The organism is Marivirga tractuosa DSM 4126 (assembly GCF_000183425.1).
In the GTDB taxonomy this organism is placed as follows: domain Bacteria; phylum Bacteroidota; class Bacteroidia; order Cytophagales; family Cyclobacteriaceae; genus Marivirga; species Marivirga tractuosa.
This window is the reverse complement of record NC_014759.1, coordinates 2,668,185-2,692,070: the sequence shown is the minus strand read 5'-3', so window position 1 is coordinate 2,692,070 and position 23,886 is coordinate 2,668,185. Positions and strand designations below refer to the sequence as shown.

The following is a 23,886-nucleotide window of genomic DNA, read 5'->3' as shown; positions in this document are numbered from 1 at the left end:
CTTAGTTGTTCAAATTGTTAAGAATAATATGATAGAAAATGGTAGATAACTCATCCTTATCAGATTGGTAATCTGATAAAGAGGGCATGTGCATAGCAAAATATTGCTGATGTAATATGCCTACTATGCTGGTAGATGCTAAAGTATTTCCATAATCAAACCCAGGTTTAATTTCTTCCATAATCTCCGCCAGGCGTCTTGAGACTTTCTTAAAAGTAAGAAATAATCCAAACTTATTTTCTGTATCTACATCCTTGGTTAGATAAGCCTTGGATGATTCTGATATCACAATATTGACGAGCTGATCGAAATTAAGTGTATGTTGTTTTTTATCCTCCGAAGTAGGCTTGCAAATTACTTCAATAGCTCTTCGCAACTTGGTTTCAGGGTCAGTCAAATTATGAGTATTAAAAGCTAATTGAAGGTCTATCCAACTCCAATACCAATTATAGAAATACAATAATAATTTATGTTTGCTTTCAAAATAGCGATAAATGGAACTTTCCGTAGTACATAATGCTTTTGCTAACTTGCCGAAAGTAAAGCTTTCTAGTCCCATTTCATCTATCATTTGCAAAGATTTAGACAGTATTTTCCTGCCTAATTCAGAAGATTCTGGGTCTTTCTGAAAAAGATGAGGGTTAAGCTCAATTTTAATTGATGAAAGTAAGTTGTCTGCCATTCGTAATTTTACACGCAATATTAAAAGTAATACTACCGAAAAACGAATAACTACTCTTCTTGTTTAGAAAAATTTAAAATATTTTTTCTGGATTTAAAATATTGTTTGGATCAAACACTTTTTTGATGCCACGCATCAAGCCCAGTTTGACGTCTCCCATTGCCATTTGCATATAAGGTCTTTTTGCAATTCCTATCCCATGTTCACCAGAAAGTGTTCCTCCCAAACGAACTACTTCTTCGAAGATTTCTCCTATGCCTTCATTCACTTCCTTATTCCAATATTCATCACTTAAATTTTCTTTCATGATGTTGATGTGGAGATTTCCATCTCCTGCATGTCCATAACAAACGGAATTAAAGCCATATTTTTCACCCACTTCTTTAATGAAAACAATTAAGGCAGGTAGATTTCCTCTCGGCACTACCACATCTTCGGCTTTAGTTAGAGAATATGCATTCACGGCTGGACTTACATTTCTTCTTAACTTCCAAAGCTCATCTTTTTGGGCTTGTGTATCGGCAAAGAGCACTTCTCCGGCTGTATCAAAATCTTCTAACACATTCAAAATAATTTCGGCCTCATTCATCATAACCTCTTCGTCATTTCCATCGAGTTCAATTAATAAATGTGCTTTCACCTCCTCTGGTAAGTCTACACTCACCGTTTCTCCCATTTCATTTTGAATATAAGCTTGGGTTTTTACGATCGCATCTCTTTCCATAAACTCCATTCCTGAAGGAGCTACTCCTGCCTTAAAGATAGCAGCAATAGCTCTGCAGGCCTCTTCATTGCTAGTAAATGGCGCTAGTAATGTCACATCCTTTCTAGGAAATGGTCTTAGTTTGAAAACGATTTTAGTAATGATGCCTAAAGTACCCTCACTTCCACACATTAGCTGGGTCAGATTATATCCAGTACTATTTTTCAATACATTAGCCGCGGTCCATATGATTTCGCCATTGGGCAAAACCACCTCCATGTTTAAAACATAATCACGGGTAACGCCATATTTCACAGCTTTGGGTCCACCAGCATTTTCTGCTAAGTTTCCACCCAAAAAGCAAGTGCCTTTACTTGAGGGGTCAGGCGGGTAAAACAATCCTTTTTCTTTTACAGCATTTTGAAATACTTCCGTGATAACACCGGGTTCCACAGTCGCTTGCAAATTTAATTCATCTATGGATAAAATGTTATTGAATTTCTCCATACTGATGACCACTCCTTTTTTGGTAGGTAGGGCACCACCGCTTAAACCCGTTCCACCACCTCTAGGAGTTACTGGGATTAAGTGTTCATTACATTTTTTCATAATGGCGCTGATTTCTTCTGGAGTAGAAGGCTTCAAAACCACATCAGGCATAAAGGAATAATCCTCAGTGTGATCGTGAGAATATTTATATTTGTCCTCATCCTGTAAAAAGGCATTTTTTGACCCTACAATGCTGACCAATTCCTCAAAAATGCTTTGATTTGTAACTGTATCCATGAATTAATTGATTTCTGACCTTGAATTATGCTTCAACACAAATTTAGGAAAATATATTCCAACCAACTGATTTTATTATTGCTGATTGTTGTGTTTCTGTCTGGATGTGCCGCAAGTAAGAAACGAAAGGTCAGAGAGAAGAGACTAGATATTATTATTGAGACCGCACGCTCTTACACTGGAACACCCTATAAATGGGGAGGAGTAAACCGCTCAGGAATGGATTGCTCGGGTTTATTATATGTGAGTTTTAAAGCAGGAGAAGTAAATATTCCAAGAGTTTCTAGAGACCAAGCTAAGGTAGGAGAAAAGGTGAAATTCAGAAAGCTAGAAGAAGGTGATGTAGTCTTTTTTGCCATGGGGAAAAGTAGAAGAAAAATTACCCATGCAGGTCTGGTAACAGAAGTGAGGGGTAAAAATGATGTGCGTTTTATCCATGCTTCTTCAAGTGTAGGCGTGGTGGAAGCCAATATTTATACAGATTATTATAAAAAGAAATTCAGGAAAGCTAGGAGGTATTTTTAGAAATGGATTTTTTGTATAGCTTTGCAAGCCTTTAGTAATATAATTCCAGGGGCATTAGCTCAGCTGGCTAGAGCGCTACGCTGGCAGCGTAGAGGTCATCGGTTCGACTCCGATATGCTCCACAAAGCTACTTCGGAAGAGGTAGCTTTTTTCATTTCCTTTTTCTAGAAAAAAAATGCCATGATTACGGCCATTCTGTTATTTTCATTTGAGTAAAAGAAAATCACCTTTTCTTTATAGTTTTTATTATATTGAATACTCAAAAGGGTTTTTACCTATTTCTGTATTGCATATATGGCTAATGAAAGTTCAAATAGTAAAAAACAGCAAAACTTTGAAAGCAATTTCTTACTAGCCCAAGTTGAATCCTTAACCAAATCCGGTACTTGGGAATTAGATTTAGTTGGGAATAATTTATGCTGGTCTGATGGAGTTTTTCGAATGTTGGGTTACGAACCCCAAGAATTTGAAGTAAGTTTTGAAAAAGGAGTGGAAGTAATTCATCCAGATGACAGAGAGCGAGCGACAGTCTTACTGGAAGATGTTTTACAAAATGATCAAGATTATTTCATTGAAAAACGATTAGTCACCAAACCGGGCAACATTATTTATGTTCGCTCAAAAGCCAATATTTTTAAAGATGAAAATGGGAATCCTATTAAACTCATAGGGGTTTTTCAAGATATTAGCGACTTTATTGAATCTCAGCATCAAATTGAAGAGCAGAATTCTCTCACTAGTGACATCATTCAAAATTTACCTTCGGCATTCTTTCTTTTCAATCAAAAAGGACAACACCTATTATGGAACAATCAATTGGAAGAAATTACTGGCTATAGTCATAATGAAATAGCTTCTCTTTCACCTCCTGATTTATATAATGGTCAGGAGAAAGACAAGGTTGAAAACCACATTAAAGAGGTATTGGAAATTGGGTATACTGAGCTCGAAGCTTGGTTAACCACTAAAAGTAATGGAGAGATCCCCTTATATTTTACTGCTTCCACTATTCAATATAAAGGAGAGCGGTGTATTTTTGGTACTGGAACTGATATAAGTAAAAGGCTTCACCTCTTACACGAATTGGAATTGCTAATTAGCAATACGGATGAAGCCTTTATGTATGTTGACCAAGAGCTAAATGTGGTTTCCTACAACCATCAAATGAAGACTCATTACGATTTATTGTTTAACAAGAAACTCAAGAAAGGACTTAAATTAACACAATTAGCAAAAAAAGATCTACAAAAGGAATTAAGTAGCATTATAAAACAAGTTTGGAAGAAACAGCAAGCAAAGGCTATCCTAAAAGTTTCAATTGATGGGAAGAAAAGGTATTATGAGTTGAAATTCAAACCTATATTATCAGAAGATAATAAGGTAAACGGCATATTTATAACTTCACTTAATGTAACAGAATCTCACATTGCAAATAGTGCACTCAAAAAGAGCCAGCAAAAACTACAACAGGTACTGGACAGTTCATTGGACACACTTTGTACTATAGATGAAGACGGGATTTTTCAAATGGTTAGCCGATCATCGGAACAATTATGGGGTTATAAACCGGAAGAATTGGAAGGAAAATCTTTTATGGATTTTGTTATAGCAGAAGATAAGGATCTAACCAGCAAAGTAGCTCAAGAGATAAAAGGCGGCAGGCAATATAGAAATTTCGAAAACCGATATCGACACAAAAATGGGACGATTGTTCCAGTAGTTTGGTCTGCATATTGGGAAGAAGAGCAGAATCTGATGAACTGCGTTGCAAGGGATGCCACCGATAAGAATACTGCTGAAGAGCAATTAAAATTAAGTGAAAGCAGATTTAAAGCCTTAGTGCAGGAGGGGGGTGATTTGATAGGGATATTAGATCTAGAAGGAAATTACAAATATGTAAGCCCCACATCTACTACTATTTTAGGTATTGAACCAGATGAATTTATAGGTGAGAATGCTTTTGATTTTATACATCCTGATGATAAGGAATGGGTAATCAAGGAATTTGAGAAACTGCAAGAAGAGAAAAATGTTCAATTGGCTCCTTTCCGTTTTAGAAATAATAAAGATGAATGGAGATGGTTAGAATCTAGCATTTCAAATTTACTAAAAGAGCCTTCTGTTCAAGGCATAGTTGCAAATTCTAGGGATGTAACGGAAAGAATTGAAATCGAAAGGGAATTAAAGGAAGGAAATGAAAGACTAAAGCTTGTTATGAAAGCTGGTTCTGAAAGCATTTGGGATTATGACCCCGTAAAAGACGAGCTATTTTTGGGTGAGGGGTACCAAAAAAAATATGGCTTTAATTCTTCTGGAAATTTAAGTAATATCAAATTACATGATTCGCTTATTCATCCAGAAGATTTCAAGGAATTAAAATCAAGTAAATTAGATGCGCTTGCGGATCCGAAAATTACCGAATGGACGGGAAGCTATCGCTTTAAGAAAAAAGATGGGGACTATGCTAGGGTTGAGGATAGAGCGCTGATATTAAGAGATAAAAAAGGGATAGCCATTCGCGCAGTAGGTGCCATTAAAGATGTAAGTCAGCAGTACTTAAATGATAAACTAGATGAGATAGAGAAAGAGTTGATGGAAGGCAGTATTAAAGCAGACAAATCAATTCAAGAATTATTACATGATTATTTGGTGGGAATAGATTCTTTATTCTCTGGAATGAAAACATCCGTATCATTTATTGAAAAAAATAGGCTAAAAGATTTCAATTCTCCCAATCTTCCAATAGAATATTTAGAACAAATTGAAAACATACCGATTGGAATAAATCAAGGATCTTGCGGAACAGCTGCTTATTTGAAGAAACAAATAATTGTTAAAAATATTCTGGAAGATGATAGATGGGATGGATATAAGGATTTAGCCATAAAGTACAAATTTAAATCTTGCTGGTCTGAACCTATTTTTGATACTAAAGGAAGCGTGATAGCGACTTTTGCTATCTACACAGACACCGTAAAAGAACCTGAAGATTTGGAGCTTAACATTTTTGAAAGAGGAGCCAGACTTATTTCACTTATTCTTCAAAATTTCAATTATATCAAAAGTATCCAAGAAAGTAATGAAAGATTTAAATATATCAACAAGGCTACTAATAATGCTATCTACGACTGGAATGTAAAAGAAGACCTTTTTTATTGGGGAAATAGTTTAACCCGTGTTTTTGGTCACAAAATTAATGAAAACAAATTTAGCTTGAGAGATTGGGCTAATTGGTTACATCCAGATGACCGGGATGAAGTCCTGCAAAATCTAGATATGTTCTTAGCAAATCCAGAAGGATCCAAATGGTCTTATGAATATAGGTTCAAAGACATAAACGAACAATATGCTTATGTGGAAGAAGTTGGCTATCTAATACGTGATGAAAAGGGGCAAGCATTAAGAATGATAGGAGCCCTTAGAGATCAAACACAATACAAACAAGATCAAATTAGACAAGAGCTTCATTATGAGCTTTCGCAATTTTTTAAAAAAGATGAAAGTCTAAGTAAAGTACTTAAGAAAAGTGTAAAATTTTTGAGTCAGTTTGGTGGTTTTAAAGCAGGAGAAATTTGGTTATTGAGTCATAACCAGCAAGAACTTAATCTGTCAACTTTTTACGCCAAAAGTGGTGATAAAGAAATTTTTTATGATGAAAACACAGTAGAAACTTTTCAATTTGGTGAGGGCCTACCGGGAACTGTTTGGAAAACGCTCAAAAATGAGGTCTGGAATGAAATTGATGAAAGCGCTATTTTTATCCGACATAAATTAGCGAAACAAGCTAAATTGAAATCTGCTACCGCTTATCCACTTTTTTACCAGGAAGAGATTATAGGGGTTTTAGTACTTTTTTCAGATAAGAAATTGAAAAAGTATGATCGCGATGTGCTTTTTTATAATAGTCTGAATCAATATTTAGGAGCAGAAATAGTTCGTAAGCAACAAGAAGAAGAACTTAGCTTGTTTTTTGAAAGCGCACCAGAAATCTTGGCTGTGGCTTCTCCCCATGGTAATTTTGTAAAGGTCAATCCAGCTTTTTGTAATTTATTGGGCTATAATGAAGAAGAGCTTACAAATCAGCCCTTTACTGATTTTCTTCACCCAAGTGATTTGCAGGGTACCATAGCTGAATTTAATGAAACAGTTACGGGAGAGCGGCATGCCAATAATTTTATCAATCGTTACAAAACCAAAGATGGACATTATAAATGGATTTCATGGTTTTCCTCCGATCCGTTTGGTCAGGAAGGACTGGTGTTTTCTTATGGTAGAGATGTGACTGAAATAATAGAATTACAGCAAACCGTTGATAATGCTACCAAATTAGCAAAAGTTGGAGGCTGGGAAGTAAATCAGTTAACAGGCGAACATTATTGGTCTCCTATGACAAAAATAATTCATGAGGTTTCTGAAAACTTCTCTCCTAATTTAGAAGAAGCAATAAATTTTTATCGTCCGGATTTTCAAGGAACAGTATCGAATGCAGTAGAAAGAGCCATAAAATTTGGAGAAGAGTTTGATTTTGAAGCAGTTATCATTACTGCTAAAGGAAATGAAAAATGGGTACGAGCAATCGGGAATGTCGAAATGAGAGATGGAGAATGTGTTAGACTTTACGGTAGTTTCCAAGATATAAATGATCGGAAAATGATAGAACTCCGATTAGAGAATATATCTAACAACATTCCAGGAGTTATTTTTCAATATCATTTAAAACCTGATGGTACTGATCTTTTGGATTTTGTAAGTAAAGGTTCGGAAGAAATTTTTGGCTTTACGCCAGAAGCCTGCATGGAAAGCACCGATAAAATATGGAAACTTATTGAAGCGGGTGGTGACATGCTGCAGATGAAAAAAACAATATTTAAATCTGCTAAACACTTAAGCCAGTGGCATGCAGTATGGAGGTACCAACACCCAGATGGCAATATTTATTGGCATGAAGGCTTTGGAAATCCGATGAAAAAGCCTAATGGATCGGTCGTGTGGGATTCAATTATTGTAGATATAACAGAGAAAAGGAAAGCAGAAGAACAAATTAGGATAGCTAATTTAGCATTAGAGAAGCATGCAAGAGATTTGGAGATTTCTAATGCAGAATTAGAACAGTTCGCTTATGTGGCGTCACATGATTTGCAAGAGCCGTTAAGAATGGTTTCAGGTTTTTTAACACAATTAGAAAAAAAGTATGGAGACCAACTGGATGACAAAGCTCATCAATATATTGACTTTGCTGTAGATGGAGCAAAAAGAATGCGTCAAATTATTTTGGATTTATTAGATTTTTCAAGAATAGGTAAGGACGAAGAGGACTTTGTTGATGTTGATTTAAACGATGTAGTAAACGAAGTTTGTTTATTGCACAGAAAGCAGATTGAAGAATTAAATGCGGAAGTACTGTTTGACAATTTGCCAACTATTCAGGGACACCCATCTCCCATGATACAGCTATTTCAAAACTTGATTTCAAATGGATTGAAATATAATAATCCTAATATTCCGCCAAAAATTTTAATTAGAGGCAGAGAATTAAAAAAGGAATGGAAATTCTCAGTGAAGGATAACGGAATTGGAATAGAAGAAGCATACTTTGACAGAATTTTCAACATTTTCCAAAGGCTTCATAATAAAACAGCCTATTCAGGCACCGGAATGGGGCTTGCTATAGTAAAGAAAATAGTTGAAAACCAAAAGGGAAAAATTTGGCTTGAATCAAAAGTTGGAAAAGGCACAACTTTTTACTTTACTATACCTAAATAAAATCATTCCCCTCCAAAACTATTGATGTAATATTTATTTGTCATTAGATAAACGAGTAGCAAATATAAAATTACTATTTATATATACTATTTCTCGATTAATTTATGTAATTTTCTTATAAATATTTTAATTTAAACTATGCATTTTTAAAAACTATGACAAAAGTCATTGATTTTGAGAGGTGTTAGATTATGGTTTAAATTTTGTCGATTTAAATTTTATACCATTTCAAATAGTGACTTAATGAAAATATTGAATTTTTTTTTATGTAATGATTTAGGGTAGAGTGCGAAATGAGCTTCTAAAAACTTTATTAGCTTTAAGTAAAGAAAACAGGAATGATGAAACCAAAACGCATCCACATCCTTTTAGTTGAAGATAATGAAGGGGATATTGTATTAACGCAAGAGGCCTTGGAGGAAAATAAATTTATTAATACCGTTGATGTCGCTAGAAACGGTAGAGAAGCATTAGATTATCTCATGAAGAACGAGGGATACGAAGATGCAATTCAGCCAGACTTAATTTTATTGGATATAAATCTACCCATTATGAGTGGCCATGAAGTATTATCTGAAATCAAAAATAATGAAGAACTAAAGCAAATACCTGTTATTATGCTCACTACTTCCTCTGCAGCTACAGATATCAACAAAGCTTATAATAATCATGCAAATTGTTTCATTAGTAAACCTGTAGAAATTAACGAGTTTATGGAAGCCATTTCAGGGATTGAGCAATTTTGGTTTAGCATTGTAAGTTTACCAAGAGTTAAAAAGTGATATGTCAAAGAACTTAAGCCGATATGATATATTAGTTGTGGAAGATAATCCTGGTGATTATCTTTTGGTAGAGGATTTTCTTGATGAAACCAATGTGACTAAAAGCATCAAATGGGCAAAAGATTTTAAGTCGGCAACACAAATACTTAATGATCAAGAGGCTCACATTGATTTGATATTTCTTGATCTTTCTCTTCCGGATAAACATGGAGAAGAATTAATCAATGAAATTAAAAATGTTTCTAAAAATATACCCATTATCATTTTAACTGGATATCCTGATGCAGATTTTGCTATAAAAACCTTGTCTTTGGGCGCATCTGACTATTTATTAAAAGATGTGTTAAATGCTACGGTACTTCATAAAAGCATTTTATATAATATTGAGCGAAATAAAATAATGGTGACTTTGAAGGAATCGGAGCAAAGGTATTCTGATCTATTTCATTTTAGTCCATTACCCATGTGGGTATTTGATAAGGAGACACTCAAATTTTTAGACGTAAACGATGCGGCCATAGAACATTATGGTTATTCTTATGAGGAATTTCTTAAAATGGATATTACTAAAATTAGGCCCAACGAGGAACTACCGGCATTGAAAAACTCTATAAAAAAAGAAAGAAAACCACATAAAAATATATTTCATGGTGAATTTACCCACTTAAAAAAGAATGGGGAAAAAATTAAGGTGGAAATACGGTCCAATAGTTTTCAATATAAAGGACGGCAAGCTCAAATTATATTAGTAAATGACGTCACAGAAAGGAAACTTCATATAGAGGCAGTTGAAAAACAAAACGAAATATTAAAAGACATTGCCTGGACCCAATCACATGTGGTAAGAGCACCCTTAGCTCGTTTAATGGGCTTGGTGCAAGCCATGAAGGATGAAAAGATTAGCGAAAGTGATAAAATGATTTTCTATAATCATATTTTGAAATCTGCTGACGAACTAGACGATATAGTGAAATCTGTGGTTAATAAGTCACAAGAAGTAAACATAAACAACCAGACAAATGCGTAATTTGAAGAACCTTTTAGTAGATGATGACGAAATCTCCTTAATGTTATCCGAAATGATGTTCGAAAAAGATTCCTTTTTTGAAGAACCCAAAAAATTTTTGGACGGAACTTATGCACTGGAATATTTAAAACAGGATTATTCTGATGATAAAACCTATGCTATTATTCTAGACATTAACATGCCTCTAATGAATGGTTGGGAGTTTCTGGAAAGTATTGAACCCTTTGTATCTGCGCAAAACACATACGTATTTATGTTAAGTTCCTCTTCAGATCAATCAGACATAGAAAAATCAAATACAATTGACTTAGTTAAAGGCTACTTTACTAAACCCTTGCAAACAGAGCATTTAAACAAAATTCAGGAACTGATAAACAAATAGAAAAGAGCAATCTTTTAACTGTTCACTCTTTGATAAACCAACTGCTTTTGTTGCTTTTTCGAATTGATAAAACCTGTAATAAATGGGAATATTATTGCTGATGTGATGACTATAGTCTGAATAATAAGTTCTTTGTTCATTTTGTATATCTTTAATTTACTAGCACTAACGGCTACAATTTTATTTTAGTTGAGTTTTGTGCTTTTATATTTACTTAAATTCCTATTTTTTCATGTTCAAGAACTAATATATTACTATTATGATTTCAAATAAAGAAAAAGCAACTCATTTTTTAAATCTAATTGGCGAAGCTAAAATTGAGCAGGCTTTTGAATTATATGTATCAGAAGGTTTTAAACATCATAACCCTTATTTTAAATCAGATGCATTGTCCTTGCAAAAAGCAATGAAGGAAGATGCTAAAGCCAACCCAAAAAAGGAATTGAAAATTTTGAGGTCTTTAGAAGATGGGGATTTAGTGGCAATTCATTCTCATGTAAAACAGAATCCGAAAGACAAAGGCTTTGTTTTGGTTCATTTTTTTAAATTCAATGAAGATAAGATCCTGGAACTTTGGGATTTAGGACAGGAGTTCCCCGACCAAATGATTAATGAACTAGGCATGCTGTAAGCTTTTTACAATTCAAGAAAAAGCCTAACTATGGGCAACGCTTAATTTTATATTTCCCCAAATCTGCTGTTTACACAGCTTAAATACCTACCTTTGATTTTTTATTTTTCACACCTAAAGTTCCTTGTCGTTTATTCGTTGATAGGAACAATTAAATCCTAAATATGCGATTCGAAGAACTTAATATTATTGCGCCTATTTTAAGAGCGCTAAAAGAAGAAAATTATTCAGAACCTACTTCTATTCAAGAGCAAGCCATTCCATTATTGTTGCAAAAAAATGACATCATGGCAAGTGCCCAAACAGGGACAGGAAAAACCGCAGCTTTTGCAATTCCTATTCTACAGCATCTTGAGAAGGACAACTCAAATTCCAAAAAGATTAAGTCATTAATTTTGACCCCAACTCGGGAGTTAGCAATTCAAATTGGCGAAAGCTTTACAACCTACGGCAAATATACTTCCATCAGGAATACGGTGATTTTTGGAGGGGTAAATCAGAATAAACAAACAGCTGCTATCAGAAATGGAGTGGATGTGCTGATTGCAACGCCAGGTCGATTGTTGGATTTAATGAATCAAGGCTTTATTAGCCTGAAGGATATTCAGTATTTTGTATTAGATGAAGCCGACAGAATGTTGGATATGGGTTTTATCCATGATATTAAGAAAGTGATAGCTGTATTGCCTAGTAAAAGACAATCACTTTTCTTTTCTGCTACTATGCCCGATACTATAGTGGAGCTTTCAAGAAAGATTTTGATTAATCCGAAGAAAATTGCTGTTACCCCCGTTTCTTCGACTGCGGAAACTATTCAACAGTATTTATATTATACCAATAAATCTACAAAGAAAGACCTATTGCTGCATATTTTAAAAGATTCTAAAATGGATCAGGTTTTACTCTTTGACAGAACCAAACATGGTGCAGATCGAATTGTAAAAGAATTGAAGAAGAAGAATATTTCAGCAGCGGCAATTCATGGTGACAAAGCACAAAACCAAAGACAAAAAGCTTTAACGCAATTTAAAGATAAAGAAATCCGAGTTTTAGTGGCTACTGATATTGCGGCACGTGGAATCGATATTGATAAATTGCAGTATGTGATCAATTTCGATATCCCTAATGTGGCGGAAACGTATGTCCACAGAATTGGCCGATCAGGTAGAGCTGGTGAAGCGGGTGTTTCTATTTCTCTTTGCGAACCTGAAGAAAACGATTATCTGAAAGATATTGAAAAACTTATCAATCAAAAGATTCCTGTAGTTAAAGACAACCCATTTCCTCAAACGGATAAACCGATGACAACAGCGGAGAAAAAAGAATTTGAGAAAGAAAAGCAACGCAGAAAGCAGGAGTTTTTTGCCAATAGAAAGAAAAATGGAAATAGAGGAGGAAGAAGGTAAAATATTCTATATACTCTTTAATTTCTTTTAATCCTATTATCTTATTTTTCACTTTAGCGAAAAACCTATTGTTTTCTTTTGCCTCTTTTCCCGATGAATACGGGACAAGTCATGGTGGAAATTTGCTATTGGTAGGACAGATTAACAAACATTACTTTTTAACCACAAAAGAGACAACAGAACACAAAAGAAAATATCTAAAGTTACTTTTAAGGATTGCAGTAAAATATGAGATTCCAAGTTTTAACTTAATAGCATTGGCAGGCATACACACGGATTAGTGATGAAAATGAAGTGTGACAAATTAAGACTAATCAATTCTGATTTCGTAATTTTATATTTCAAGTCAAAATATTCGATATGAAGCGTACTCTATTATTCATTTTATGTTTTTTAAGTTCATTTTTTTCAAATGCTCAAGAGTTAATAACAGCATATGAAAAATCCAACGGAACTGAGACAGCCACTTACCAAGAAGGAATTAAGTTTTATAAAAAGTTAGCTCAGCAATTCCCTCAAATTGACATAAGGGAAATGGGTAAAACGGATAGCGGAGAACCTTTGCACCTGGTAGTTTTTAATAAAGAAGAAAAATTTCGCTTTAGTGAATTGCAAAATTCTGAAAAGCCAATATTATTTATCAATAATGGCATTCACCCGGGTGAATCAGATGGAATAGATGCCTCTATGATGATGCTCAGAAATTGGGCACAAAACATTTCCCAGCATCAGTTTTTAGATAATGTGATTGTAGCGGTTATCCCGTTTTATAATATTGGAGGAGCGCTGAACCGCAATAGTACTACCAGAACTAATCAAAATGGACCAGAAGAATACGGCTTCAGAGGCAATGCTCAAAACTATGATTTGAATAGAGATTTCATCAAAATGGATTCCAAAAATGCATTTGCCTTTGCTGAAATTTTCCATCAACTCGATCCGGATGTGTTTATCGATACGCACGTGACCAATGGTTCCGATCATCAGCATGTAGTGACGGTTTTAACCACTCAACATAATAAATTAGGCGGAAATCTAGGAGAGTATCTAGAAGAGGAGTTTGAGCCCATGATTTTTGAAGAAATGGAAGCAAAAGGTAGAAACCCAATTGAATATGTGAATGTACATGGAACGACTCCCGAAAATGGTTGGACGCAATTTTGGGATGCTCCTCGATATTCCACTGGATACACTACTTTGTTTCAAACTTTTGGTTTTATGACCGAAGACCACATGTGGAAAGATTATAAAACTAGAGTAGAGAATATTTTCGATTTTTTAAACATTGCAGCTGAATTGACGGCTCAAGAAGGTTCTAAGATTCAAAAATTAAAAGCAGAAGACAGACAACAGCTTCTGAAGGCTGATTCATTGCCCGTCATGTGGAAAAACAATAAGGACGAGTTTAAGATGGTTACTTTAGAAGGATATTCAACGAGTAAACCTGAAAGTGAACTAACCGGAAATTCATTACTGAAATATGACCGAAATGATACTTTTGAAAAAGATGTTCCATTTTATAACTATTACCAAGTAGAAAAATCAGTTCGAGTGCCGAATTATTATGTTATTCCGCAGGCTTGGTTTGAGGTTATCAACAGACTGAAAGCGAACGGTGTGAAAATGGAAGCTCTGAAAAAGGATACTATTATTTCAGTTGAAGTATATCATATTGAAGATTTTAAGACAGTGTCCAATCCATATGAAGGCCATTATTTACATTATAATACTAAGTTGAAAAAATTAACTCAGAAAATAGCATTCCGTAAAGGCGATTATTTGATAGATACCCAACAGAAAGCTAAAAGGTATATAGTTGAAACATTGGAGCCAGAAGCTCAGGATTCATTTTTTAACTGGAATTTCTTCGACAGTATTTTACAGCAAAAAGAAAATTTCTCAGCTTATGTATTTGAGCCAAAAGCTATTGATATTTTAGCAAATCTGCCCTCACAAGAGCAAGAAGAATTCTATGAAAAGCAAGAGGAGGATTCAGTTTTTGCTGCTAACAATTACGCTCAATTGGACTGGATCTTTAAAAGATCGAAGCATTACGAAAAAGCACATAAGCGTTACCCTGTTTACAGGCTTAATGGAAAATGAAAAAGCTTTGGCAAAACTCATTCTTTAAAACTACACTATGCACTTTGGCAGGAATGCTTTTGGGATATTGGCTTGATAATATTTCGTTGTTTACGGGAATAGGTTTTGCCTTGGGTCTAGGCTATTTCTATATTGCTCGATCTGATGGCTAGAACAACAAAAACATATTTAGAGTCAATTTCAGTTTTGGGACTGACCGCTGGTGCTTCTTTGGAAGAGATAAAAGAGGCTTATCGGAAATTGGCCAAGCAGTATCATCCTGATGTTTATAAATTAGATAATGGGGAAAAGTTTAAAGAGATTAGTTCTGCATACTACTTCTTAAAAAAGCACCCTGATCCACCACTGGAAAATGAAGCTTACACACCTAGTGCTGTAACTGATTATGAAAGTAGAAGAAAAGCCTACAAAGCGAGACAAAGAAAAAAGAAAGCAAATGAAGCTGCTCAGAAGGCTCAAATGTTCGAATGGTTATTTGCCAAGGTAAGGCTTTTTGTTCTGGTGATTTTCATATTCAATAGCCTCTTAGCTGTAGACTACTTTCTCCCACTTGTATTTGAAGAAGTTCATGTATTACAGATGCATACAACAAAAATTATGAATCGACATGGAGCGAACGATGGGAGCTCGAGAAAAGATTACAGCTATGAAGCCGAATTAGATAATGGATTGACATTTAAATTTAAACAAAGAGAGCTAAATAAGATCGATATTGATGAATCGCTTATACTGGGAAGAAGCCGAATTTTTAATGAAGCAGAATTATTGCAAGATAAAAATGCTAAGATCACTGTTTATAATCAGTACGGTGTCTTTAGGATATTTGGATTATTAATTCCGGCCTCGCTATCTTTGGTAATAGCCTATTTTCACTTTGTGGAAAATAATGATTATAAACTGACTATATTTTTACTTCTAATTCTTTTTTTCATTATTCAGCTGTTTTTGATAATTTAGCTACTGAATAAATCGTTGATTTTTAGACAATTTTTTAAAGAAGTGATTGTGTAAAAAATAGAGCTTAGAATATCTTGATATGTCTAAAAAATTGAAAAAAAGAGTCAATGGCGGCTTAGCCATATATGCTGGAATAGGGAGTTTGATTACGGCAGTAATGTCAGTAGTTGGCTTTTTGGTAATGATCTATAAAGCAGTCTTTTTAAATGGGAATTATAACTGGGAACTTTATTTTATTCCAATCATAGGTTTAATGATTGCCGGTACTATGGCATATATACTATTGCGAATAGGTTATGAAGAGCTTGAAAATTAAGCGTTATGAAAGTGTTCTTTCAAATCCGATAACTTAGCAAATAATTCTTTTCCTTCTTCCGTATCGTAGCTGACTTGCACCATATCACGAATGGTATAGTCCAGTTTTTCAACAGCACTTGCCATATGTTGTAATGCAGTTTTATTGTTTTCTGATAAATTATTAAAATCGATTAGCTGCATGAGTCCCAAAATACTGGCAACAGGTGCTCGCACTTCATGCGATGCCTTAAAAGCAATCTCTTCAAGCTTTTCATTATATTTTTTTAATTGCTCCAGTTGGTTGATTTCATCTGTAATGTCATGATAGACACATACTACCTCATTATTGGATAGTTTATAAAATTCTCCTTTACGCCAAGAGTCAATTTGATCATCTTGATAATGTAAAATAGGAAATTTTGCATACCCCTTTTGAAATGCTTCTTTAATATAATCAGAAAATCCACCAGATTCTGTGCCAGGAAATATTTGAGAAACCTCTTTTCCTAATACTTCAGCTTTCTTTTTGCCATCTAATTTTTCTGCGCCACGATTATAATCAGAAATGATAAATTTATTCTCCTCCTGTTTCATCACAACGACTCCTTCACTGATATGATTAAACAATTGAGTAAATCTTCTTTCGTGCAAATTCCTTTCTTCTTCCAATCTCATTTGCTCGGTTTTTTCAATCCGAACGGAAAAATATTCTTTCACTTTACCATGTTCAGTAATCGGGACAATAGTTGTCGCTACCCAATAATTTGAACCATCTTTTGCTTCATTCAAAATATTTCCTTGCCAAACCTTCCCTCTACCTATAGTTCTCCATAAATCTTTAAAATAGTCTCTATTATGGAATCCTGAGTTTACAATGCTATGAGGCGACCCAATCAACTCGTTTTTATTATATTTTGAAATTTCGCAAAATTGGTCGTTTACATATTTTATTTCCCCTTTAAGATTGGTAGCAGAAATAATACTGTGCTGATTGAGCACATCAAAATAGGTGTATATTTTATCTTTCATTCATAATAGGCTTCCAAAAAAGAACGTTTTGAAGAAGTGAATGTTGTTTCGATTTAATAAGGCCAATTATGGATGGCTATTTTATTTTGTATTCATATACAGTAATATACTCTCATGCGAGACATTATCATCATATCTAGAAACTAGGATCATGATTAGATTCACTTCTAATTTAATATCTATTGCATCCTGATGTTGAAATCAAATTTAAAAGAATGAATACGCAGTTGAAAAAATATAGTACTATACTTTAGCTGCGGCAATTCAAGACAAGAAAACTAAAAGGAGGGAATAGAATCTTAATAGATGGCTTTTGAATTGTGAACCAAAAAAATGAGTTTTATAGGATTATATAACTTGTGTTTTGCAAGTATTGACCTCACTTAAAAAGTATATTCTTACATAAATAGCAGTATGAGTTTAAAATGTTTTAGCAAGTTAATTTGCCGTTTATTACTGCTAATTACCGCTAGAAATAGTAAATAACCAAAGCCGTAAAGCTTGTGAGCACATAAACGGTGATTTTATGTAATTTCGATTTATATTGATTTAGATTTAATAATATATGGTTATTATTGTATTATTCAGGAAATTATTTGCGAAATGGTAAGTTCTAGCTTTTAATATTTGTTAATATAACACATTTAGTTCTCTTTTGTGTAAACTAATTTATAACTAAATACTTACATTATGTTTTCACTACAAAGACTAACAAAAAGTGTTTTATCCTTACTAGTTGCGGCTGTATTTTTTACGGCTTGTACTCAGCAGGATGAAATGAAAATCAATGACCCCGCAGAGCTTATTGAAATAAGTGATGTGAAAAATGGCCAAATTATACCAGGCCAGTACATTGTAACTTACAGTGAAACAACTACCAACCAATCTATGCGTGGATTAGCTTCTCCCGCAGCTAGAAAAGAGGCTATGATTAGTACTACCAATGATTTATTGGCTGAAAGAAACATTTCAAAAGAAAATGTTTTAGCTGTTTTTTCTGAAACAGTTAAAGGTTTTGCATTAAAATTAAATGATGCAGAATTGAAAGAATTACGTTCTGATAAAAGAGTTGCGCAAATTGAGCCAGACAGAATTGTAACATTGGCGCCACCATGTGGAACCCCTAATGGTGGTCCGTGTGATGATCCAGGTGATGGTGGTGGAGGAGATGGAAGCTCTTCTCAAGTAACTCCTTACGGAATTAATAGAGTAAATGGAGGTGTATCATATACTGGTTCATCAGTAGCTTGGATTATTGATACAGGAATTGACTTAGATCATGAAGATTTAAATGTTGATGCTTCAAGAGGTTTCAATGCCTTCACTTCTGGAAGAGATGGCAAAAGCACAGATGATGGAAACGGTCATGGTACTCATGTTGCTGGAACTGTTGCAGCTTTAGATAATAGCGTTGGTGTTATTGGTGTTGCTGCTGGAGCAACTGTTATCCCTGTAAAAGTTTTGGATTCAAGAGGAAGTGGTTCATATTCTGGAGTTATCGCTGGCGTTGACCACGTAGCTGCCAACGGAAATCCTGGAGATGTTGCAAACCTAAGTTTAGGTGGGCCGACTTCTGATGCCTTGGATGCTGCAGTATTAGCTGCTGCTCAAAATGGAATAAAAATGGTATTAGCTGCTGGAAACGAAAGCGCTGATGCTAATAACTCTTCTCCTGCTAGAGTAAATGGAAATAATGTTTACACTATTTCTGCAATGGATAGCAATGACAACTTTGCTTCTTTCTCTAACTATGCTAACCCTCCAGTAGATTATTGCCAGCCAGGTGTTGGAATCAATTCTACTTGGAAAGGTGGAGGTTATAACACTATCAGTGGTACTTCTATGGCTGCTCCTCATGCAGCAGGTGTATTATTGCTAGGAGGAAACTCAACAAGCGGTACTGTTAATGGTGATCCTGATGGAACTGCCGATCCAATCTTAGTTTACTAAGAGGATCATTGATTCATTAGAATGTAAAAAAAGGGAGCTTGATTTCAAGCTCCCTTTTTTTATGTGATTCTAGAAGTTAGTTGAGCTAGAATTAGCAAATGGAACTATTTAAATTTTCTAATATCTTTATCAATTGAATTCTAGCTTTTATTAAGCGCCCAATCTCTTTTAATTTGTGTATAATCCAGAAAATAGATCAATCGGATACTTAAATTTTGTTGGTGCTCAGTAGATAATACATTTCTAAAATTCTCTGAAAAATTCATGTCTACCATTTTGTTTACTTCCTGAACTGCATCCTTCCATACAACATTTACAAAGCTTCCAGGTGCAATTTGCCAAGAGTAAACCGCATCAATGTTAAATACATTAAAATTCACATCATGCTTTTCGTAAGTATCAGAAGATAAATCTTTACCATTATATGTTATTGGATTAATATCTCCTTCATTTGTCAAGCTGAAGTAATTGAAGTAGTCTACCTTATTCCAATAATGTCTTAATCGAAAGTTAAAGCCCATTTTGTTATTGATGGTATAATTTAAGCCCAATATATTTGACATCACATCAATATCTCTTTCTCCAAAAACAACTTCTTCAACATTGCCTTCCTGATTAGTAAAATGCTCAGCAAAACCAATAGAGCTAAATTGTTTGCTGTAGTTGATTCCATAGTTTATTGAAAATTGATCGTTTAATCGATAACGTGGAGAAATATTAATCCAATAATCAAACTGTTCTCTATCAGGAGCATTCCAGACGCCTACGGAAATATTGCTCATAAATGCCTTTCTACTATCAGATGAATAGCGAAAATTAGTGCTATAATTCCATGTTCTAAAATACTTAGCACCTTCTAGTCTAGGCTCAAAGTAATCAAAGGTTTTTGTAGGTCTATAATTCAAGTTTAAGGAGAATGATTGAAAATCTTTCGTCTGTGCCCACCATTGATTCCAGATCGAAAAATTTTGATATAATTTAGGCTCGTATAATTGGCTATAACTTGTGCCTGCCCAAATACTATATTGATTAAAGAGAGCCGTTGGTTGAAATTGGTTATAGCCAAGCGAAGCAAAGTGACTTATTTCATTTGGATTGCGTAAAAAGCCCATATCATTTGGGTCATAGGTATCGCTTTCAACATTTCGGCCAATATCAAATTGATACTTCCCACTAATTTTAGCAAAACTCACATTATATTTATATCCATCTTCAACAAATCCTTCAGGGTTTTGGATGTTATTGTAAGCACCAAAACCATCGATTTGATAAGTGTTGCTTTTATCTCTAAGGCGAAAATCGGATCCTATAACATTGGCATCGTTTCCACCATCAAAGCGTTGAACATTAGTATTGATTAAGCTTATATTGCTATTGTTTTTCAAACTTTGATCCACCACCATAACATTGAAGTTGGTTAGGTCATCTACTTGCTCCAGTCTTTTTTGCTTTGTTTCTTTATCGTAAACTTCAGCAAATGTTTTATTAGTAATGGCATTAAAAAAACCTATTCCAAGACCATTTTTTGTTCTTCCTGTAATTTTCGAAGCGTTTAATAGTGGAGCTTCGCCAGGTCTGCTAATAAGAGAATCGGAATCTTCTAAATTAACAGAACCAAAAGATTGCCCGACCCTTCGAGAATAAAATAATCCGCCCTTATTGAAGAGCTCCGTGCCTTCGGTAAAGAATGCTCTGTTTTCTGCATATTGAACTTCAAAAGGACCCAAATTATAAACTAAATTATCGGAAACAGTTTGACCAAAATCTGGGATTAAAGTCATATCCAAAGTAAAACTTTCAGTAAGCCCGTATTTCAAATCCATTCCACCAGTAATGTCCATTCCGCTTTCACTGCCACGCTTATTATAGTAGGTGGTAATGTAGGGCGAAACAGACAATCTCAATGGCGGTTTAATTCCCTTTAAGCCTTTTAACACGCCAGATTGATTTACTAATCCATCAATAGAATTGTCTACATAGTTCCAATAAGAAGTTTCATTCTTGCTCTGTATTTTTCTCATGAAATTGATATTCCAATCCTGGTTTTGATCTTTTGGAAATCTAATGGCTGAGTATGGAATTTCCATTTCAACTTGCCAACCTGTTTCTGTTATTTTAGCTTCACTATTCCATACTGCATCCCAGTTGTAATCACTTCTCCCTCTGTTGATGAAAATATCTGTTTGAACCCCAGCAGCACTTACTTTCAGGTAAAATGCATTTTGTCCATTTTGATACGTATCTAAAATAACTCCAAATTGGTCTGCGTTTCTTCTATCGTCATCTCTTATTCCTAATTCCTGGCGGATCGGTTCACCGCTTGTGTCTTCCATTCTAGCAGCAATGTATATTCCAAAATCAGTGTAGGCCGTTCTGATATATGTTTTTTGGTTAGATTTGGCACCGTTTTCTGGTACAAAGGCAATAAATTGACTTTCAGTCTCCCTGATACCTTGCCAAAATTCGTCATCTAAATTACCATCAATACTTGGTGTAATGTCTTCAACCAACTCTGTTTCCATTTCTCGTATTCTCTTTTTTTCATCCGCCTTTGCTTTAATTGTTACAACAGATAAAGAAAGTAGCAATAAGAGTAATATGGTGTTTTTCGTCATTTCGGTAATAGTTTCAATATAGCAATGCCTTCAATAAAGCAAAGAGAATACATTTAAAGTGTAATCGCATCTGAAATTACATTAATACAAATTAAGATGTTTGAACGGTAAGTTTTGATGGAATTTTAAAGAAAGCTTACAGGTTTAATGAATGGGAAGCTTATGAATTATTTTATTTCGTCCATTTTTTGTCGGAAGCTCTCCATCACCTTTTTTATTTCCTCAATTTCAAGGTAAAGAGAATCAATTTCAATTGATAACGTTTCTAATTTTTGTGCATTTTGTGTGGAGTCCTTTCTAAGCGTCATCAATTTTTCTTCATAAGATGCAATCCTGCTATTAGTTCTTTCTTGGTTTTTTAGCGTTCTACGCTCATCTTTTTTCAAACTTTCAAACTCCTTGCTTAAATAACTTGCCGCCTGCTCTGATTCATCAATTTTCTTTTGAGCTTGATTTCTCCGCATGTAAATATTGAAATCATAAACAAAAAGCTCCATTTCTTCCTGCAGTTTTGGGTATGTGTCTTTAGGAATTCCCTGTGGATCAATCCCAACCCAAATGGTGCTTTGCTGCTTGTTACCACTAAGTTGACTAAAAATTAAAATTTCTTCAGCATAGATATCCGTTTTGAAAGTAGTCTGATAGGTTTTATGTGATTGTGTCTCTTCACTTTTTCCAAAATCCTTGGCATACTCTTTCCAGCTTTCTTCTGTTTTTTCTTTTGAAAATGGCAAGTCAATTTCAAAGCCTTCAACATCTACTCCTAACACATAATGCTCGGTAGCGACAGTTTGAAACTGCCCAAAGGACAAATTTATTTGGAAAATAAGTAGACTGAAAATTAAAATAAATCTTAGCATGTCAATTCGATTCTTTAAGCCTGCAAACGCAAATATAGGCAATATGATATAGTAAATTTAGTATTTTATAAATATGGAAAGCACAATACAAAAACCAAGCCTTATTTGAAGAAAGAGGTTTTATCCAACTTATTTGCCTTTCATAAGTTAAAAATGATTAGAATATATGATTATGAAGAAAGTATTAATTACAGGCGGTTCTGGTTTAGTTGGGACAGAACTTTCAGCTCTTTTGAAACAAAAAGGCTATGAAGTTGCTCATCTGACCAGAAGCAAAAAGCAAGGTTATCCTTACCCGCAATTTGAGTGGGACATTAAAAAGCAAACAATGGAAGAAGAAGCCATACGATTTGCTGATATTGTTATTCATTTAGCAGGTGCAGGAGTTGCAGATGAAAAATGGACAGATAACAGAAAGAAAATAATAATAGACAGCAGAACAGAATCTGCAGCACTTTTGCACAAAACTATTGCCAAAATACCAGAGCATGCACCACAGCAGTATATAAGTGCCAGCGCAATCGGTTATTATGGAATGGATACAGGAGATAAATTAGTTGATGAGAATTCTGATCCTGGAAGTGATTTTCTGGCAGAGGTTACCAAGAAATGGGAAGCTTCGGCTGATCAATTTCAATCTCTTCAAATTCCGACTGCCAAAATTAGAGTTGGAATTGTTTTAACAGACCAAGGTGGGGCACTTCCTCAGTTAGCTCAGCCGATTAAACTATTCGTTGGAGCCCCATTAGGCTCAGGCAAACAATGGATGAGTTGGATTCATATAGAAGACTTATCACGCTTGTTTTTACATGTTTTGGAAAAGAAGTTGACGGGAGTTTACAATGGTGTAGGCGTTAGTCCAGCTACCAATAAAGAAGTCACTAAAGCCGTGGCCAAAGCCTTGAATAAGCCTTTAATTTTACCAAATGTACCTCCATTTGCCATGAAATTAATCTTAGGCGAAATGGCACAAATGGTTTTGGGCGGCAATAAAGTAAGTGCTGAAAAAACCTTGAATTCAGGCTTTAAGTTTAAATATGAGGATTTAGATGAGGCTTTGAAGGATATTTACCGTTAATATTGCTGTAGAAAAGAATTCTGAAGACAATAAGCAAATATCATCGTATTTAAAAAATCATTAATTTTATGATATGATAAACATTGAGCAAAAAGAGTTAATACCTTAAAAGAATATGTTGAAAAAGATTTAATATCATTGGCTTAATGAAGAAACCCCTGTTATTTAATTAAATTTCCTATTTGATTCCTTATTCAATTCCGACCTATCTAAACTCATTTCCGTCATTTCATTTGTGATAGAAATGTCTTATTCTTTATAGAGAGATAAATCAAGTATAATTGAAAACTCAATGTTGATAATTCGTAAA

At 34.4% G+C, this 23,886-nt stretch carries 19 protein-coding genes and 1 tRNA gene; 14 read left to right on the top strand and 6 right to left on the bottom strand.

The genetic code is table 11. The features are described 5' to 3' along the window. Position 1: 1 nt before the first annotated feature. Together FTRAC_RS11375 and FTRAC_RS11370 are read right to left on the bottom strand one after the other, a co-directional pair. Complete coding sequence (locus FTRAC_RS11375) at positions 2-682, bottom strand: TetR/AcrR family transcriptional regulator (protein WP_013454399.1); 681 nt, start codon at positions 680-682, stop codon at positions 2-4. Positions 683-755: 73 nt separating this feature from the next. Further along, positions 756-2,171 (bottom strand): FAD-binding oxidoreductase, encoded by a 1,416-nt coding sequence (locus tag FTRAC_RS11370; RefSeq protein ID WP_013454398.1) that lies wholly within the window; start codon positions 2,169-2,171, stop codon positions 756-758. Between the two features lie 27 nt (positions 2,172-2,198). Here FTRAC_RS11370 and FTRAC_RS11365 point away from each other — a divergent pair, with 27 nt between their 5' ends. The 6 genes from FTRAC_RS11365 to FTRAC_RS11340 all read left to right on the top strand — a co-directional run bounded on the left by FTRAC_RS11365 (position 2,199) and on the right by FTRAC_RS11340 (position 10,650). Continuing rightward, a complete protein-coding gene (locus FTRAC_RS11365; RefSeq protein ID WP_013454397.1) occupies positions 2,199-2,696 on the top strand; it encodes a C40 family peptidase in 498 nt (165 codons plus the stop codon). A gap of 48 nt (positions 2,697-2,744) precedes the next feature. Further along, positions 2,745-2,818 (top strand) — tRNA-Ala (locus tag FTRAC_RS11360). Between the two features lie 172 nt (positions 2,819-2,990). Then, a complete protein-coding gene (locus FTRAC_RS19315; RefSeq protein ID WP_013454396.1) occupies positions 2,991-8,459 on the top strand; it encodes a PAS domain S-box protein in 5,469 nt (1,822 codons plus the stop codon). A gap of 338 nt (positions 8,460-8,797) precedes the next feature. Next, positions 8,798-9,241 (top strand): response regulator, encoded by a 444-nt coding sequence (locus FTRAC_RS11350; RefSeq protein WP_013454395.1) that lies wholly within the window; start codon positions 8,798-8,800, stop codon positions 9,239-9,241. 1 nt (position 9,242) lies between these two features. Then, complete coding sequence (locus tag FTRAC_RS11345) at positions 9,243-10,268, top strand: response regulator (RefSeq protein ID WP_013454394.1); 1,026 nt, start codon at positions 9,243-9,245, stop codon at positions 10,266-10,268. Further along, the gene (locus FTRAC_RS11340; RefSeq protein ID WP_013454393.1) at positions 10,261-10,650 is read left to right on the top strand and encodes a response regulator; all 390 of its coding nucleotides are present in this window, start codon (positions 10,261-10,263) and stop codon (positions 10,648-10,650) included. Before FTRAC_RS11345 ends, FTRAC_RS11340 begins: the two co-directional genes overlap by 8 nt. Positions 10,651-10,664: 14 nt before the next feature. On the opposite strand, the gene FTRAC_RS20105 is transcribed toward FTRAC_RS11340, so the two are convergent. Next, the gene (locus FTRAC_RS20105) at positions 10,665-10,790 is read right to left on the bottom strand and encodes a hypothetical protein (protein ID WP_013454392.1); all 126 of its coding nucleotides are present in this window, start codon (positions 10,788-10,790) and stop codon (positions 10,665-10,667) included. 119 nt (positions 10,791-10,909) lie between these two features. On the opposite strand from FTRAC_RS20105, the gene FTRAC_RS11335 reads away from it, so the two are divergent. From FTRAC_RS11335 to FTRAC_RS11310, 6 genes are all read left to right on the top strand, one after another. Next, positions 10,910-11,281 (top strand): nuclear transport factor 2 family protein, encoded by a 372-nt coding sequence (locus FTRAC_RS11335; protein WP_013454391.1) that lies wholly within the window; start codon positions 10,910-10,912, stop codon positions 11,279-11,281. Between the two features lie 164 nt (positions 11,282-11,445). Further along, positions 11,446-12,687 (top strand): DEAD/DEAH box helicase, encoded by a 1,242-nt coding sequence (locus FTRAC_RS11330; RefSeq protein WP_013454390.1) that lies wholly within the window; start codon positions 11,446-11,448, stop codon positions 12,685-12,687. Between the two features lie 360 nt (positions 12,688-13,047). After that, the gene (locus FTRAC_RS11320; protein ID WP_013454389.1) at positions 13,048-14,790 is read left to right on the top strand and encodes a M14 family metallopeptidase; all 1,743 of its coding nucleotides are present in this window, start codon (positions 13,048-13,050) and stop codon (positions 14,788-14,790) included. Further along, positions 14,787-14,942 carry a hypothetical protein gene (locus tag FTRAC_RS19810; RefSeq protein ID WP_013454388.1) on the top strand — a complete coding sequence of 52 codons (156 nt, stop codon included), beginning with the start codon at positions 14,787-14,789 and terminating at the stop codon, positions 14,940-14,942. Before FTRAC_RS11320 ends, FTRAC_RS19810 begins: the two co-directional genes overlap by 4 nt. Continuing rightward, entirely contained in the window at positions 14,935-15,747 is an 813-nt protein-coding gene (locus tag FTRAC_RS20225) for a J domain-containing protein (protein ID WP_013454387.1), read from the top strand. The genes FTRAC_RS19810 and FTRAC_RS20225 overlap by 8 nt, the downstream gene beginning before the upstream one ends. A gap of 79 nt (positions 15,748-15,826) precedes the next feature. Beyond that, positions 15,827-16,063, top strand: a complete 237-nt coding sequence (locus FTRAC_RS11310) for a hypothetical protein (RefSeq protein ID WP_013454386.1) — start codon at positions 15,827-15,829, stop codon at positions 16,061-16,063. On the opposite strand, the gene FTRAC_RS19310 is transcribed toward FTRAC_RS11310, so the two are convergent. After that, entirely contained in the window at positions 16,060-17,073 is a 1,014-nt protein-coding gene (locus FTRAC_RS19310; protein ID WP_013454385.1) for a PAS domain-containing protein, read from the bottom strand. The two genes, FTRAC_RS11310 and FTRAC_RS19310, sit on opposite strands and share 4 nt — an antisense overlap. A gap of 690 nt (positions 17,074-17,763) precedes the next feature. On the opposite strand from FTRAC_RS19310, the gene FTRAC_RS11295 reads away from it, so the two are divergent. Beyond that, the gene (locus FTRAC_RS11295) at positions 17,764-19,023 is read left to right on the top strand and encodes a S8 family serine peptidase (protein ID WP_013454384.1); all 1,260 of its coding nucleotides are present in this window, start codon (positions 17,764-17,766) and stop codon (positions 19,021-19,023) included. Positions 19,024-19,163: 140 nt separating this feature from the next. Here FTRAC_RS11295 and FTRAC_RS11290 read toward each other — a convergent pair whose 3' ends face one another. Continuing rightward, on the bottom strand, positions 19,164-21,638 hold the full coding sequence (locus tag FTRAC_RS11290) for a DUF5916 domain-containing protein (protein WP_013454383.1): 2,475 nt from the start codon (positions 21,636-21,638) through the stop codon (positions 19,164-19,166). Between the two features lie 167 nt (positions 21,639-21,805). Beyond that, a complete protein-coding gene (locus FTRAC_RS11285) occupies positions 21,806-22,498 on the bottom strand; it encodes a coiled-coil domain-containing protein (RefSeq protein ID WP_013454382.1) in 693 nt (230 codons plus the stop codon). Between the two features lie 172 nt (positions 22,499-22,670). Between FTRAC_RS11285 and FTRAC_RS11280 the strand changes: the two genes are divergently transcribed. Further along, entirely contained in the window at positions 22,671-23,576 is a 906-nt protein-coding gene (locus FTRAC_RS11280; protein ID WP_148230073.1) for a TIGR01777 family oxidoreductase, read from the top strand. Positions 23,577-23,886 lie beyond the last annotated feature (310 nt).